The organism is Chryseobacterium aurantiacum, from assembly GCF_003020585.1.
Classification (GTDB): domain Bacteria; phylum Bacteroidota; class Bacteroidia; order Flavobacteriales; family Weeksellaceae; genus Chryseobacterium; species Chryseobacterium aurantiacum.
The window spans coordinates 329,059-344,468 of record NZ_PXUE01000002.1; the positions used below are offsets into that span (position 1 = coordinate 329,059).

A 15,410-nucleotide genomic window follows, 5' to 3' on the forward strand; every position below is an offset into this window, starting at 1 on the left:
CGTTGGGATTTTTTATAACAATATTGTAGAAACTAAGAACCATCCCTACATTTCTAGCTACTCTCCTATCTTCTTTGCTCTCCTTTCCAAAATAAGGTGTGCGGCATCCAGCATTTTAGTCAGGTGAATATAGGGGCTCACAATGTTACTTTCCGGCAGGTGATCACACACTCCCATTGAGAAATAAACGATACCGGACATAAAATAATCAAACTCCTTGATGCTGTACTCCCGAAATGCCTTTTTGAAGACCCGAAGAGGGTCTTGATACTCTTTCTTCGTAAGCAGGCCGAATAGCAAGGGAGAAACATTTTCCAACGAAGCACTTGTCTTCTGCTTCTTTTCTTTCAAATGGATAAGGTAGCTTGCCCGTACAAACGACCGCATAGATTGGTGAAACTGAAAGAGAGCAGACGGTTCCTCATGGATCCAGCTATTCCTTTTTACCGCGTAGTTTATAATGCTGTTAAGTCTTTCCTTAGAGGCTGCAAGGTCATGAAACTGAAAGAAAGCCTCCATCAGTTGTAATCCTGAATGCTTCCTGTCCCCTGCTCTCAAGCAGGTTTCAAAGGGTGTTGCCATTTTTTTCATGTGTTTGTGTGTTTGTGTGTTTATGTTAAGGTTCTTACCTCATCTTATATTCTTAATATTCCTTAATGGTTTATATCTGATAGAAATTGTTATCCCGTGAAAGCCCGAAAGCCGCAATGGATTGTACACTCCATTGTACCGTATCATGATACTGTATGTTATAAAGCGGCTTAGAGAAATACAATTGTAGAAGAGATGAACAGCATGAAAATAAAACGGCATGAGACTCTACAATATCCGACTTGAGGTACTGGTATACCTGTACACAGATAAGAGAGCCCACGCCTAGGTCGTGAGCTTTTTACTTATCCTCTCGTGTACTAAAAATTACCAGTTTTCAAGCCGAGATTCTAAGCAATAGCTTCTATTATTCGTTGAAGTATCGCAAAATTACTTTAATAAGTAATCTTTTCCAAATATAAGAAATTTCCATTTTGTTACAAGTACTTGTAACAAAATTTGTAAAAAAATTCCCGCCCTTTGTATAAAGTACTAATAAATGGACACTTCACAAGATGAAATACTAAAAAAGTTTGGAGAACATATCAAAGATTTAAGACTTAAATCTGGACTTACTCAGGATGATATTGTTCTAAACAGTTCAAAAATTACCAAGGGTACAGTAAGTGACATAGAAAATGGAAAAAGAAACTTTGCATTTACTACATTAATAGATTTAGCCCGTGGCCTAAATGTGCCGCCAAAAGAGTTATTAAACTTCAAAATTGATTAAAAATCCTGACGAAAGTTAGAATTTTCTATGTTTACAGAAAGTCGTAAAAAAATATACGTCTAATTAAAAGTTTATCAGCTGGGCATAATGAAAGCTTTTTGAGACCACTTATAGCTTCAGACCATAGTAAATTTGTTCAAAATAATTATTTAGGGATAATATTCGGCTCTTGTCTACAGGGTTAATATATTTTTGAAACATTTGTTCGGTAGTATGCCCGGTTGCTTCCATAAGCAATGGTGTAGGAATTTTCCCATAAAAATTGGAGGCAAAACTTCTTCTCCCGATATGGCTTGTAAGGACTTCCCATTTTTCTAGGGATAGTTTTTTTATTCGGTAGCCAATACGTTTACTGGTGTATATCGTTTCCTTTAGATCAGCTTTTTTTGCAATTAATTTAATCTTGCGGTTATATTCTGTACAGCTCATCTTTTCGGGAAACTCGTTTTTATATCGGCTTATAATCTGATGTACGGCAGGATGTAGCGGGAGGGTAATTTTCTTTTTGGTCTTTTTTTGAGTAAAGGCAATGCAGGTTTTTCCATCTATCATTTCCAATTGTTCAGAAGAAAAATTCATAAAATCAGAAATCCTTTGTCCTGTATAGCAGCTAATCATAAGCCAGTCCTTGGCAGCCTGCAATTCTTCCGGAACCATAGTCTTGCTAATGCTGTCAATCTCCTTTTCATCAAGGGTTACCATTTCTTTATGCTGCCTTTCTCTCCTTATTTCTATCTGCCATACCTGGGTACGGATTCCCTTTTTTTCAGCAAAATTAAGAATGGTCTTTATGAAGTGTATAGTCCTGTATATGGTATTCTCGCTATATTCTTCTATGCTTCCGAAGGCCAAAAAGCCTTTCACAAATTCCATATCTACAGATTCTATAGAGAACCGCTTTGCCATATGCCCTTCGAAGCGTTCTACCAGTTTAAAAAAAACCATATACCTTTTATAGGTAGAAGGGGAAATAAAGTCCTTTTTCAGAGCAATGTATGTGCTAATGATATTTAAAAGTGAATTTTCGGGAAGATTATTTTCTTTTACCTCACAAATTCTTCTGACCTCTTTTGAAACAGAGCTTTGAGAAGTGATTTTTTTCAGAAGAATATTTTCCTTTAGTACTTCAGTAAGGGAAATCTTCAAATGATTAAGCTTTACATTCAGGGCTTTATACTTCTTGAAATAGATATTGCCGGGCCTCTGTTTTTCAGCATCCCATTCTTCAGGATTAATTTTGAAAGGGGTTTGAATAGAATAATCAATTTTGAATTCCGCAGCAGTAATTTTTATATATATGTCATGAGAACATGAAAAATTTTGCTGATTATTTTTTAATAAGAAGAAATTAAAGGTCATTGTTATTGTTTTGATCGGCTAATTTAGAATAAAAAATTAGTCCTACAAGGACTAGTTTTCTAGGCAAATTCATTATAAAACTTTCTTGACAGAAAAGCCTAATCAATTATCCTTTAATCATTTGTACGGGGCAAATTTAGAACAGCCTTTGCACATATCCTATGCCCATTTCACATAATGTTATTATTATTTACAAAAAGGCTAAACACTAACTCATTAACTTGTAAATCAATAAGTTAAAAGCTAGTCCTTGTAGGACTACTTGTATAAAATAAACACAATTGATCACAGGACATTTCCTATTTAACTTAAGAATTTTCTGATTCAGAAGATATCTTAATTTTTTGACAGCTTGTCTCTGTGAACGCATGATTAAGCAATTAAAAACAACAAGTTAATTTTTTAAAAGATGAAAACAAAAACAATTACATTATTAACCCTCATTACACTATCTGCATTTTCCTATGCACAAACAGGAAACGTAGGGATTAATACCACTGGTCCCACAAAGAATTTGGATATTAATGGGGATTTAAGAGTCAGAACATTACCCATAATGCCAGGCGGAACCCCTTTGGTTTCTGATGCAAATGGTAATGTAGGGATATTTAGGCCAGTAGATCCAACTAATAACGACTTTACTCTGTATCATGTTGATAGTAATGTCAGACAAAATGATTCCCGAACCGTTCCTCTCTCTTCTATCCTAAATGTGTCTCAAATGACTGCCGGCCAGGTACTGGATACAGAATGTTGGCTAGTTCCTAATTCTGAAGTTAGGTTTAAATTTCCTACTGGTGGTTCAATAAGAAGGGGAACAGCATCTTGGGGGATGTGGTTTGAGATGAAGTATCCTGCTACTACGAATCCTCCTAGTAACGCTTTCCCTTTAATACCTTCCGGAGGATCAGCAGGAACTATTAGAGGACCTATATACTTCCACAGCAGAGCATATGCAAGATTGTCTAAAAATACAGGTACTGCTGCTAGTCCTATTTGGACAGTAATGAATGTAGTGTCAGTAGTTATGCAAACTTCACAGATGTCTCCTTACTTTGATGAGGCCATAAAGTATAATGAAACTGGTGGTCCTATTGGTGGTGGTTCAAACTATAATTTCCGATACTTTCTTTCCGCTAATTATAGTATGGATTCAGCTACTCCGGATTCTGAATATAAAGTAGAGCTATTGTATGGCATTGAACATTTATCTTCAAGAACAGCCAATGTACCACCGAATGCACCTGCTGATTATTTGCAGAATTGGGGGATTCAGTCGGCTTCTTTCAGTTATTATAAAAACTAATTGATAGGCTTCAAGAAGCTTACAATAAATTAATTATAATCTTATTTTGGCTATATATAAAATTACACAATTAAAGTATACACGCGGGTATATACAATTGGAGTAAGATTATATAATCCTTAATCCTACCTGAAATAGACCAAAAGAGATTATTTCATTTTTTCATTTTTTGCATATAGGAGAGTGATTCTCTCCTATATTTTTAGAGAGAGAGAGGAATAAATATTTAAATGACAAATAGTCGGTTAAAAGCACCCGCTATACAGAGTAAATATTCTGATGAAATCTTCAAATGCTTTAGGGCTTTTTGCTCTTTGATGCATGGAGATCATCAAACACAATAATTGTAATCTTATTTTGGCTATATATAAAATTGCTCAATAAAAAATACATGCCTGTATAAAATTGTGGTAAGATTATGTAATCCCACCGATAATAGTTAGAAGAGATTATAACTTTTCATAATTGTCCTATATAGGAGAGAGAGATCTCTCCTATTTTTATTGATATTAGTTCCAAAGCCTTTACTAAATTCATTTAAAAATCTGATGATACCTATTATCAAAGAATTGATTTTTAATATTGTGATAGATTATTCTTAATTATCTGCAATAAGAATAAAGATTTATTATATTAAGTTGTCCTAAAATAGGTTTACATAAAAATTAAACAAAAAGCCATGCATAATGCATGGCTTTTTGCTCTGTAGCTTCATTATAAGACGATGTAAAAGAGATAATGATATATAAATATATGGTTTGATAACATAAAAGTAATAATCTTGGATTTTTTTTTTGTAAAAAAAAATCCAAGATTATTACTTTTAACACTGATTATCATTTGATTTAATGGCAAAAGTAGTCCTAGTTAGACTATTTTTTAAACGAATTAATTATGCCTTTTTCATAGACTTAAATGCTTAATCAATTACCCTTTAATCATTTATATGTGCAAATGTAAAACAGCATTCAAACATATCCTATGTCAATTTCACATATTATCTAAAAAAAATAAAAATACAATCAAGTGGTTTATAATTCAATAAGTTACACCATAGTCTAACTAGGACTACCTTTTAAAACATAAATTATTTACCAATTATGAGGAAAAAATGTATTTCTAATATAAGAACAAAGAGTATGTATCAGATCGTAAATAAAGTATTTCAAATTTAATAGCATTATAAAGGCTTTATATATATTTCAACAGTATAGTAATTATCCTTTTGTTTTCATCTAATTATTACATTGTCATTAATTGTATAAAGCCTATTTATTTTTCAGCTTGAGCTTTTCCTTTCCTTAAGATAGAAAAAATTATTAACTAAAAAATAGTATTGATAATCAATCAAATTTTAAATACAATGAATAAATATGATGAGAGACCTGTACGCTCTCCACCCTTATAAAATATTAACTAATAAAAAAATATCAAAAACACCATATTGGTAACAATGTTAATACAATCTTCACCCTTATTTGTCGCTTGGTGCATTTTGATATTTGTTCATGAATACCTTATAAAAACACAAGAATACAACACAACTAAAATAATTAACTTAATTAAAAATTACTTAAGATGAAAAACAAAATTACAAAAGTAATGACAATCACGGCATTGACTTGTTCCCTTGCAGCAAATGCACAAAGCGGAAGAGTGGGTATTAACACCTCTACTCCCAATACCACTTTAGATGTTACCGGAAAACTGGGAGCAACTGATGCAGACGGTCTGCAGGCACCTAGACTTACCCGCGGGGAGATTACCACAAAAGGAACTTTGTATACAACAGCCCAAACCGGAGCATTGATTTATATTACAGACATTTCCGGAGGAGATAATGTAGGACCTAGAATCAATATTACAGGAACTGGTTATTATTATTTCGATGGAAATGTATGGCAAAAAGTAGCTTCAGGTACTGGCGGCGGTGGCGGTGGAAGCAATACCGCTGATAACGGTCTTACTTTAACAGGATCAAACATACAGTTAGGAGGTAATTTAATACAGCCAACCACTATTGTGACAACAGCAACCAATCAGCTTACCATCAGCGGGCCTGCAACAGGTGGACTAAAATATTTAGATGGTAATCAGGGTGTAGATAAAATACTTGGAAGTGATGCTAACGGGGTGGCTACTTGGATTCCAAACGTACAAGCACCTAATGCCGCCTTAAATAGATTTGTTACTAACCCTAGTGGTGTTTCTGCTGCTGCTTCCACTTATACTAGAATTTCTACAATTTTTAGCGTTACTAAAATTGGACTGTTTAAAACTTCTGGCAGCCTTTCCTGGACAGGTACAAGTCCCAATATATTATATGTCCATTTGTGGGAATGTACAGCTACAGGAACCCTTGTGAGTAGAATTAGTATGGTTTCATCAATATATGCTCCTGCATCTAATTTCTTCCTTAATGAAACGCCAGTATATCTCGAACCAGGAAAGTTTTATTGTTATACTGTTTTGCCAAGTAGTGGTCCAATTACTGTTACTGCTGGAACTGGCAGTTATGGATTTATCCATCTTCAATAACTTTTGAAATTAGTATAATTAAATTTTTTGACATAACTACCTTATAATAATGTAATGGTAATCAGTATTAATATTCTTACTGTATATATATTATTGTATATAACTCCAAAGTACGGTTACCATTATTATATTATTTCAAGTAAAATAAAATGAAAATAATTACAGCATTGTTACTATTAGTATGTGAAAAACTTATTATTTAAGAACAAGAATAGATAAAGCCAATGTTATCTTTGCCTACAATAAATTAATTATAATCTTATTTTGGCTATTATATAAAATTACACAATTAAAAAATACATGCCTGTATATCCACTTGGAGTAAGATTATATAATCCTACCTGAAATAGACCAAAGAGATTATTTCATTTTTTCATTTTTTGTATATAGGAGAGTTATTCTCTCCTATATTTTTTTAGAGAGAGAGAGAGGAATAAATATTTAAATGACAAATAGTCGGTTAAAAGCACCCGCTATACAGAGTAAATATTCTGATGAAATCTTCAAATGCTTTAGGGCTTTTTGTTCTTTGAAGCACGGAGATCATCAAACACAATAATTGTAATCTTATTTTGACTATATATAAAATTGCTCAATAAAAAGTACATGCCTGTATAAAATTGTGGTAAGATTATGTAATCCCACCGATAATAGTCTGAAGAGATTATAAATTTTCATAATTGTCCTATATAGGAGAGAGATCTCTCTCCTATTTTTTATTAAAGATTGTCTCTATCAAATACCATTTCCCAAAGCCATCCTGCTTCGGAAATTTTATATCAAGCAACCAAAAACAATATTGCCCCCCCAAATACAAAGCCTGTAGATGCTTTCAAAGGGGCTATAGGTATTTCCAGAACCTCTTTAAGATCTTCCAAACTACTTCCAAACAATCACTTAAGTAAGAAAAATCGGTTATAAAACTGTCGTCAGGCATTTCTAAATTGCCTTTATCTACTTTAGTAGATGTCTCCGGATACTTATATAAGTGGTTAAAGACATTTAAGAAACGGTCTCCAGGTACTTCCAAACGGCCAATAGACACTTAAGGAACCGCCTCCAGACACTTGGGTAAGGGGGTAAAGACCGTTATACAAGTACCTATAGGGGCTTCCGAACGGCCCATAGCCACTTAAGGAACCACCTCGGGACACTTAGGTAAGGGGGTAAAGACCGTTATACAAGTACCTACAGCCCCTTATCATACCCCCTACAGGGTCTTCTGAACGGGGTATACCCCCTTGGGTAAGGGGGTAAAGGGGGTTATGAAACGGGGTACCAGCCCTGTGAAAGGAAACATAAAAATACAATAGACTGCCCCAGCAGACAGTCTATTCTTATAATTATTGTATAGGAATGCATAGAAAGCAGGAGTAAACTCCTACTCCAGTTCCTGATGCTGTAAAACCTGTTCATCCTTAATTTGGTAGGGAATATTTTCCAGAATATATTCTAGGGATTCTATCCTTGCTTTTGACTTTTTATTGGCCTTAAAAATCTTCCATGGTGCAAATTCTGTACAGGTATCCTTGAACATCCTTTCTTTATAGAGGGTATATTGATCCCAGAGTTCAAGAGCTTTTTGGTCTACATTGCTGTATTTCCACTTTTTGAGCGGGTTGTTGATGATTTCATTAAACCGCTTTTCCTGCTCTTCCTTGGAAATGGAAAAATAGAGTTTCAAAACATAGATTCCGGAGTTAATGATCATCTTCTCAAATTCGTTGACCTGTGCCATAAACACCTCATACTCTTCCTCTGTGCAGAAACCGTTCACGGGCTCTACTACCGCACGGTTATACCAGCTTCTGTCGAAAAAAACAATTTCACCGGTTTTGGGCAGCTGGTTGATGTACCGTTGAAAATACCACTGCCCCTGCTCTATTTCATCAGGTTTGGGCAATGCTACAATCCTGTGCTGGCGGGGGTTAAGATTTTCGGTGATCCTTCGGATAGCCCCTCCTTTACCAGCGGCATCCCGTCCCTCAAATAGGATAATAACTCTTTTTTGATGCTCTGCCACCCAGTTCTGCATTTTGATAAGTTCTTCCTGCAGTTTGGCTACGCGCTGTTCATATTTCAAAAAATTTTCAGCTTTTCCGGCATCTAAAGTTGAATTTTGAAGAAGGGCATAAATCCCTTTTTTTGTATTTAATCTTTTATATTGTTCTTGTGAAATTTCCATATTTTGTAGTATTGATTGTATTAAAGATCTATTTGCTTGATCATTCTGAAATAGCGTTGTATCACATTAGGATCCGGATTGATATTGACCGCTGCCTTATCTTTCCCGGTATAATTAAATTGTGAAAGAACATAGCGGATGGCCTCCAGCCTTGCTTTCTGCTTATTATCAGACCTCACAATAATCCACGGTGAAAATGCATTGTGCGTTCTGCTGAACATTTGATCTTTGTAATACGTAAAGTCATCCCACAGCTCCTGTCCTTTCTCGTCTACGGGACTGTATTTCCACATTTTAAGCGGATTTTTCAGCCTCCTGTTAAACCTGTAAAGTTGCTGATCCTTGCTTACAGAAAACCAAAATTTGATAATGATGGTTCCTGCCTCATACATCATATGTTCAAACTCAGGAACCTGTACCATAAAAGATTCATACTGTTCCGGTGTACAAAATCCCATTACAGGCTCTACAACAGCGCGGTTATACCAGCTACGGTCAAAGAAAACCATTTCCCCTGCATTGGGAAGCTCCTTTACATAACGACGAAAATACCATTGCTCGCGTTCAATATCGGTAGGTTTATTGAGCGCTACCAGACGCATGGCCCTCGGGTTAAGATGCTCAGCAAAACGCTTGATGGTTCCCCCCTTTCCGGAAGCATCCCTCCCTTCAAAAATAATGGCTACTTTTTTACCGGTTTCTTTGATCCAGTTCTGGAGATTCACAAGTTCTGCCTGAAGAAAGCGGAGTTCTTCCTCATAAAGATATTTTTCTAAAACATCATTATAAACGGCGTTTTCTGCTTTGTTTGAATGCAGAAAACCAATCAGGTCTTTTCTTTCATGAAGGTCCTGAAAATCGAAAATTTTCATCATAATCTGTTTTTAATAATTATCTATTAAAGTTAGGGAATGCTTGAAAAAATCGCAAAAACTAAAGACTGACATTTGACATATTTTAAAGCATTATATAAACCCAAAAATTGACAAATATCAGGTACAAGTGTACAATGACGCAGAGATTTCTTTACTAACTTTGAGTATGAAAAATGAATCTATCAACTGTTTTTCATGAAGATTTCTCAAAAATAAAACTAAACAAAAATGTTATGAAACAAAGAGTTCCAATTTCCCAGATTATGACCAAAGAACTGGTTACAGTTAATCTTAAACAGTCATTGTATGAAGCTGAAAATTTATTTAAAAAGAATAAAATAAGGCATATCCCCGTGGTGGAAAATGACAAGTTATTAGGGGTACTAAGCTATTCTGATTTACTAAAAATAAGCTATGCAGATGTAGAAGACTCTGATGATTCTGAAGATGTTCCCGTATCGGCAGTCGTATATGATGTATTCAGTATTTCTCAGGTGATGACCAAAGCTCCCGTTATTGTAGATCCCGAGACCACCATTAAAGAGGTTGTAGAAATTTTATCGGAGCATAGCTTTCATTCCGTTCCTGTGGTAGAAAATGGAGAACTAAAAGGTATTGTGACTACTACAGATATTTTAAAATATTTATTACAGCAGTATTAGATATAGCGCTCATAGAATGTTATTATATTCCTTCAACTCTTATGGAAATCTATTTCATCAGATTGAAGGAATTTTAATTTCACCCTATAGAGCATCAGATCCTATAAAAAAGGAGGAACAACTGAAGTTGTTCCTCCTATGCAAATAATGTCAGAAGACCAGAGGCCCTCATTAAAATAATTAAGGAAAAAATTAGAAAGTATTTTCCTCAAACAAAATGAAAAAATATTCTTTATTTAAGATTTCAGAAAACAATTTGTTCTCTTGAATACCCCAACAAAAATTATATAAACCCAACAAAAAAATAAAAATATTTCCTACTTACTAGATACAGAAGTGATGATATGACACTCCTACATCTAAACTATTATATCCTTATTCAAAATAACTCATCCTAGACAACATATCAAATGTCATATACACATTATTAATGTCTTGAGCCCATTTTATCAACTTTCATCCTATAAAAAGGAGAAACAACATAAAGCTGTTCCTCCTACACAAAAAATATTAAAAAAACTATTTAACCATTCTAACTGATCTTTACCGATGTTTTTCCTATATTATTTATTCTTTCGTAAATTCTTAGTTTATTATTTGGAGGGCCCTGAATTTAGACTGTTTCAGTTTTTCGTATTTTATATTGTGTTTGAAATAATACTATTGCTTTCTTACGCTAGTAGCCGTTATCCCCTCAAAAACATCCAGGTCAATTATTTTACCATCCTTATTAAACAAAAAGCTTCGGTTTACAGATTTATTTCTAAGACTCCTATTTTCAGGAGCATCACTAAATTTATACAAAGTTTTTACCCTTTCATTTTCACCTTCTGTAACCATTCCTACCACCGAGTATAATTCCGGCACAGGGAATTTCTCAACCACTTGTGCAACTACCTTATCATTCATACCTGTTGGAAGGGTTCCTACTTTTACGTTAGAGTCTAACAACGGTTTTAATAAGTTATAATCATGGTTTTTAAAGGCTTTGAATATTGTTTCCACAGCAGCCTTATACTTCTCTGGTACTTTTTTTATCTGGGCGTTAATAACAGTTGTTGTTAATAATATAACAAATAGCATAATTACTTTTTTTGCTTTCATAATAAATTTTAATTTAAAGTTGTTGTTTTTGTTTACCTATTTTTTCACATCTTATTGAAGCTTTACCTTTCACAGGTTCTTATTTTATCTGGGTCTGAGTAATGATTGTTATTATTAAAATAATAAGAAGCATTATTATTTCTTCTGCTTTCATAATGTATTTTAATTTAAAGTTTCTTTTTTGTTTACCTATTTATATTCAGATTGGTTTTGAATACTTACGATTCTGAATGGTATTTCCTGATCAAAATAGCCCCATTCATTGCGCGCTGATCTTTAGGTTTCATTTAAAAAATGGGAAATGACTGAAGGCCATTTCCCTCCATAAATAAATAATTAAAAAAACGTAGCTCAGGGTTTCAAAAAGGACCCAACCGTCCCTTTGAATATTGCATTACCCCTTAAGTATTCTGGTGAAGTCTACTCCCTTGGGATCATCATTCTATGGGTGTTTGTTTTTCCTATTAAAAACTTGTGCAGAGGTAGGAAACTACTGAGCCTGCCAAAAACTCCATTTAGAACCATTAAAAAATGCAAGCCTTTTTGAGGTTGGTGAAACACTCACATACACCATCATACCCGGCGAAGGATTTAAGATATTGCTGACATCGGTAACAATGGGCAATACCATCGCTTTATTGGGTGATTCCAGCACCAGAACTCCCTCTACAGAACTTGAAGAATCACCAATAATGGTTTTGGCTCCTGTTTCTGCTATTCCTACTGGTTGCACAGCTAGTGAAGGGGTAACCGAACCATTCTGACCACTTAAATCAAACCAGCCGTTAGTTCCGGAGATGGGATTTTGATTGTATACTTTAAAGCGGGCCTGCACTGGATCACTAACATCCAATAGTAAGGTACCTGGTGTGGGAGAAGAAGGGAGCGTTCTTACATAGGGAACAATAATGCCCTTGTTATTGGTATTGGCAAATTCCAGAAGAACTGAGGTTTTATTGGCTGCTGTACCCACCTGATCACCAATGATTAACTGGGCAGAGATTTGTATTGGCAATATCACCAATGTTATAACCCAAAGTGATAGAGTAATTGATAATTTTTTCATATCTACTATATTTTAATTTTGACAAGACGGTATATTGAAGCACTTCCATGATACACCATCGTAGATCTTAAGACATTTCTCCGTAGTATCATACACCAGCATCCCTTCTACAGGATTGGTTATGGCTGCCAAGGCTGTAGTTGCTATTCTGGTGATTACAAAACCTTTTGTATTTGATTCTAAAGCAATATGCGCTGATTTTCTTACCATTGGCCAGTTTCCATTGGTTGATCCTGCCCGCTGAAGAAGTGTTATTCCAAAATTTGTATCTATGCCGGGGCCTGAAGTATTGGGATTATTGTAACAAATACATGCGTAGATGGCTACATTAGCAGAACCTCCTACTCCCTGACCATAATCTCCTCCAATATCGGCTGTACCTCCGGTATTTACCAATTGAGGCACCCCATTTTCATCAATCCCGCCATTGGCTGTAATATTGATACTTCCATTGGCATTAATTTGAGACAGGTATACGGTTTCGTCTCCTTCTATGGCATCAAAACAGCCGTCTTCATCACTATCCCAATCCAGATAATTGGGCTGGCCAATTCCATCAGTATTAAGCATTGTGTAGTTTACAGTACCTCCATTAGGGGTGGGTTGTACAGAATCCGGCACCCCGTCTGTTCCCACTGCTCCATCCAATATCCCATCTCCATTAGCATCCACACCAGTGGTCTGCCCAGACTCATGAATATCTAAAATACCATCATTATCAGAATCCAGATCATTCATATTAAGAATGCGGTCACCATCCAAGTCATAAACATCAGGCACACCATTCCCGTCTGCATCGGTATACACTGTGGAAGAGCCATCTCCTGTCCCATTATCTACTACATCCTGACAATTGAGAATCCCGTCATTGTCTTCATCCCCAAAGGCTGCATACCCTTGGTTTTCTACTGTGTTCAGAATGCCGTCGTTATCAATATCCAGATCGGCATCATCATCTGAACCATCCCCATCTGTATCAATTTCAGCGGGAGTAATGCGTTTCATATTGTTGGTATAGTTGCATTCTGTAGTTCCCGTAGAAGGAAAATCTGTAGAAAGATTGAAAGGCCTTGGCTTGGAGCCATTATCATTGATGATGGCATAATAATCGTATCCTAAAATAAATACCCCCGGAATATTGACAGTAGTGGTAGTTCCTACAGAGATTGTTGCAGTGGTATATACGGTCTGCGCAACTACAGAAGCTGAAGAAGTAGTAGGATTACCTCTATAAATTGTAATCGGTGTACCAGCAGGAAGATCAGAATCCCCCAAAACGGAGATCTCTGCCTGCAATGTATTAGTGGCCCCATTTAAGAATATCAATGTAGCAAGCCTGGCATCGGTAGCAGCTACCGTTCCGGGTTCTAAACGTAGGTTATTGGGGTTAAACTGTACGTTATATTGATTTAAGGTTTTGAATTTCGGGGAAGCAGCAGGCATAAACTTAACACTTGATGATTCCACAGTAGGTACCGTAAGGTCATCATTGATATTGACTATATGATACCCTCTTTGGTTCCAGACTTTTCTGGCCGGCTGCCACACATTTCCAGGAGTTGGATTAAATATGTTCAATCTTCCGTTGAGAGCCGTATTGGTATCCCCTGAAAAGGCTATCATCTCTGCCTGATCATCACCATCTACATCTGCTACTACAGGATGCTCCATCCAGGTAGCCGTACCGGAATTAAAGGTAGAAAGGTTTACCGGAGGGTTCACATTTCCGTTCATGATTCTTATTCTGGTCTCATCATTATAGACCATCTCCATGATACTGTCTCCATTAAAGTCAAAGGCGGTAATTCCGGTCTCGCCAGAAGTATCCGTGGTGGCAAAGGACCATACTCTTTTATTCCCCGGAAACTGAAGATTATAGGCAACTACAATCGAAGCGTTTGTTATAATAATTTCCGGTAAATCCGTGGTATATCCTAGTCCTTTCGTTGTTTCATCATATACATAGGCAATGGTGGGTCCCCCAGCCAATCCATTAGTTCCCCCTCCTTGTACATTCAGTAACAGCAAATTATTCTGGGGATCCCATGCATACACCCTACCGGTTGTTCTGCTGGTATATACTATATCCAAATCACCATCCCCGTCAAGATCCGCTACTGCAGTAGGACCATCGGAATTATTGGGAACTACCGCAGCTCCTGCAATGGTACTTAGGTTTTTAAGAATGGTAAGCGTATTGGTTGTAAAATTCACTCCGTACACAACAGATCCTGCTACAATCTCTTTACCCGGATTGGATGAAAGGATATCAACTACTGCAAAATCAACCCCCCAAGCTTGGTTGTCAATACCAAAAGGATTGGTATTACTGCCTAATACCACCCTGTTTAAAGCACCAAGTCCTGCAGAAAATCTAAATACATCATTCCCTACAATAATTTCAGGAACCCCATCCTCATCAATATCTGCAATTCTCGGTGATCCTCCTGCGGTATCGGTAGCCAGATTTGATCTCCATTTAAATGTTGTTGAAGTCCCTCCTGTATAGTTGAAGACATAAATAAAACCGTTGGCGCCTACACAGACAACTTCCGCTGTACCATTCTTATCAATATCCGCAATGGCCGGTTGAGATATTGATCCATTCACCGGTGCATACAATGAAATATTATAGGTGTAAGATTCCTGGGTGAGTGTAGTACCATTTACCTCATACACAATAAAGCCTTGGGTGCTGTTATTTAATGGGGCAATAATTTCTACTTTCCCGTCATTGTCAATGTCACCAAGAGTAGGTGCCATGGAAACATCCAGTGCGTTGGCTGCCCCCTGAACATTTAATTGAATCCCAAACGAGTTGGATGGGGCCGGTGTAAAGCAGGTCGGAGCCGGCCCGGTGAAGCAGTCACTGTCATAGCTATCAATGTATCCATCACCATCATCATCAATCCCATTCCCGCAAATTTCTGTCTGGGCAGATATAAGAATAAGTGAAAATAAAAAAAAGAGTATTGTAAATTTTGTTTTCAT

Annotated in this window: 11 protein-coding genes; 4 read left to right on the top strand and 7 right to left on the bottom strand. The window is 36.1% G+C overall.

The window, feature by feature from the left end:
• Window positions 1–57: 57 nt before the first annotated feature.
• Window positions 58–582: a hypothetical protein gene (locus tag C7D53_RS07915; protein ID WP_162926126.1), complete on the bottom strand. Its 525-nt coding sequence runs from the start codon at window positions 580–582 to the stop codon at window positions 58–60.
• Between the two features lie 508 nt (window positions 583–1,090).
• Here C7D53_RS07915 and C7D53_RS07920 point away from each other — a divergent pair.
• Window positions 1,091–1,324 (top strand): helix-turn-helix domain-containing protein, encoded by a 234-nt coding sequence (locus C7D53_RS07920; RefSeq protein ID WP_106915852.1) that lies wholly within the window; start codon window positions 1,091–1,093, stop codon window positions 1,322–1,324.
• Between the two features lie 108 nt (window positions 1,325–1,432).
• Here the strand turns inward: C7D53_RS07920 and C7D53_RS07925 are convergent, their stop codons facing one another.
• Window positions 1,433–2,683 carry a tyrosine-type recombinase/integrase gene (locus C7D53_RS07925; protein ID WP_106915853.1) on the bottom strand — a complete coding sequence of 417 codons (1,251 nt, stop codon included), beginning with the start codon at window positions 2,681–2,683 and terminating at the stop codon, window positions 1,433–1,435.
• 409 nt (window positions 2,684–3,092) lie between these two features.
• Between C7D53_RS07925 and C7D53_RS07930 the strand changes: the two genes are divergently transcribed.
• The gene (locus C7D53_RS07930; RefSeq protein WP_106915854.1) at window positions 3,093–3,989 is read left to right on the top strand and encodes a hypothetical protein; all 897 of its coding nucleotides are present in this window, start codon (window positions 3,093–3,095) and stop codon (window positions 3,987–3,989) included.
• 1,578 nt (window positions 3,990–5,567) lie between these two features.
• Entirely contained in the window at window positions 5,568–6,527 is a 960-nt protein-coding gene (locus C7D53_RS07935; protein WP_106915855.1) for a hypothetical protein, read from the top strand.
• Window positions 6,528–7,908: 1,381 nt separating this feature from the next.
• On the opposite strand, the gene ppk2 (C7D53_RS07945) is transcribed toward C7D53_RS07935, so the two are convergent.
• Both ppk2 (C7D53_RS07945) and ppk2 (C7D53_RS07950) read right to left on the bottom strand, forming a co-directional pair.
• Entirely contained in the window at window positions 7,909–8,712 is an 804-nt protein-coding gene (gene ppk2, locus C7D53_RS07945) for a polyphosphate kinase 2 (protein ID WP_106915857.1), read from the bottom strand.
• Between the two features lie 20 nt (window positions 8,713–8,732).
• Window positions 8,733–9,587 carry a polyphosphate kinase 2 gene (ppk2, locus tag C7D53_RS07950; RefSeq protein WP_106915858.1) on the bottom strand — a complete coding sequence of 285 codons (855 nt, stop codon included), beginning with the start codon at window positions 9,585–9,587 and terminating at the stop codon, window positions 8,733–8,735.
• 233 nt (window positions 9,588–9,820) lie between these two features.
• On the opposite strand from ppk2 (C7D53_RS07950), the gene C7D53_RS07955 reads away from it, so the two are divergent.
• Window positions 9,821–10,249: a CBS domain-containing protein gene (locus tag C7D53_RS07955; RefSeq protein ID WP_106916705.1), complete on the top strand. Its 429-nt coding sequence runs from the start codon at window positions 9,821–9,823 to the stop codon at window positions 10,247–10,249.
• 660 nt (window positions 10,250–10,909) lie between these two features.
• Here C7D53_RS07955 and C7D53_RS07960 read toward each other — a convergent pair.
• The 3 genes from C7D53_RS07960 to C7D53_RS07970 form a co-directional block, all read right to left on the bottom strand.
• The gene (locus tag C7D53_RS07960) at window positions 10,910–11,332 is read right to left on the bottom strand and encodes a hypothetical protein (protein ID WP_162926127.1); all 423 of its coding nucleotides are present in this window, start codon (window positions 11,330–11,332) and stop codon (window positions 10,910–10,912) included.
• Between the two features lie 511 nt (window positions 11,333–11,843).
• Complete coding sequence (locus C7D53_RS07965; RefSeq protein ID WP_106915860.1) at window positions 11,844–12,419, bottom strand: hypothetical protein; 576 nt, start codon at window positions 12,417–12,419, stop codon at window positions 11,844–11,846.
• Window positions 12,420–12,431: 12 nt separating this feature from the next.
• The gene (locus tag C7D53_RS07970; protein WP_106915861.1) at window positions 12,432–15,410 is read right to left on the bottom strand and encodes an FG-GAP repeat domain-containing protein; all 2,979 of its coding nucleotides are present in this window, start codon (window positions 15,408–15,410) and stop codon (window positions 12,432–12,434) included.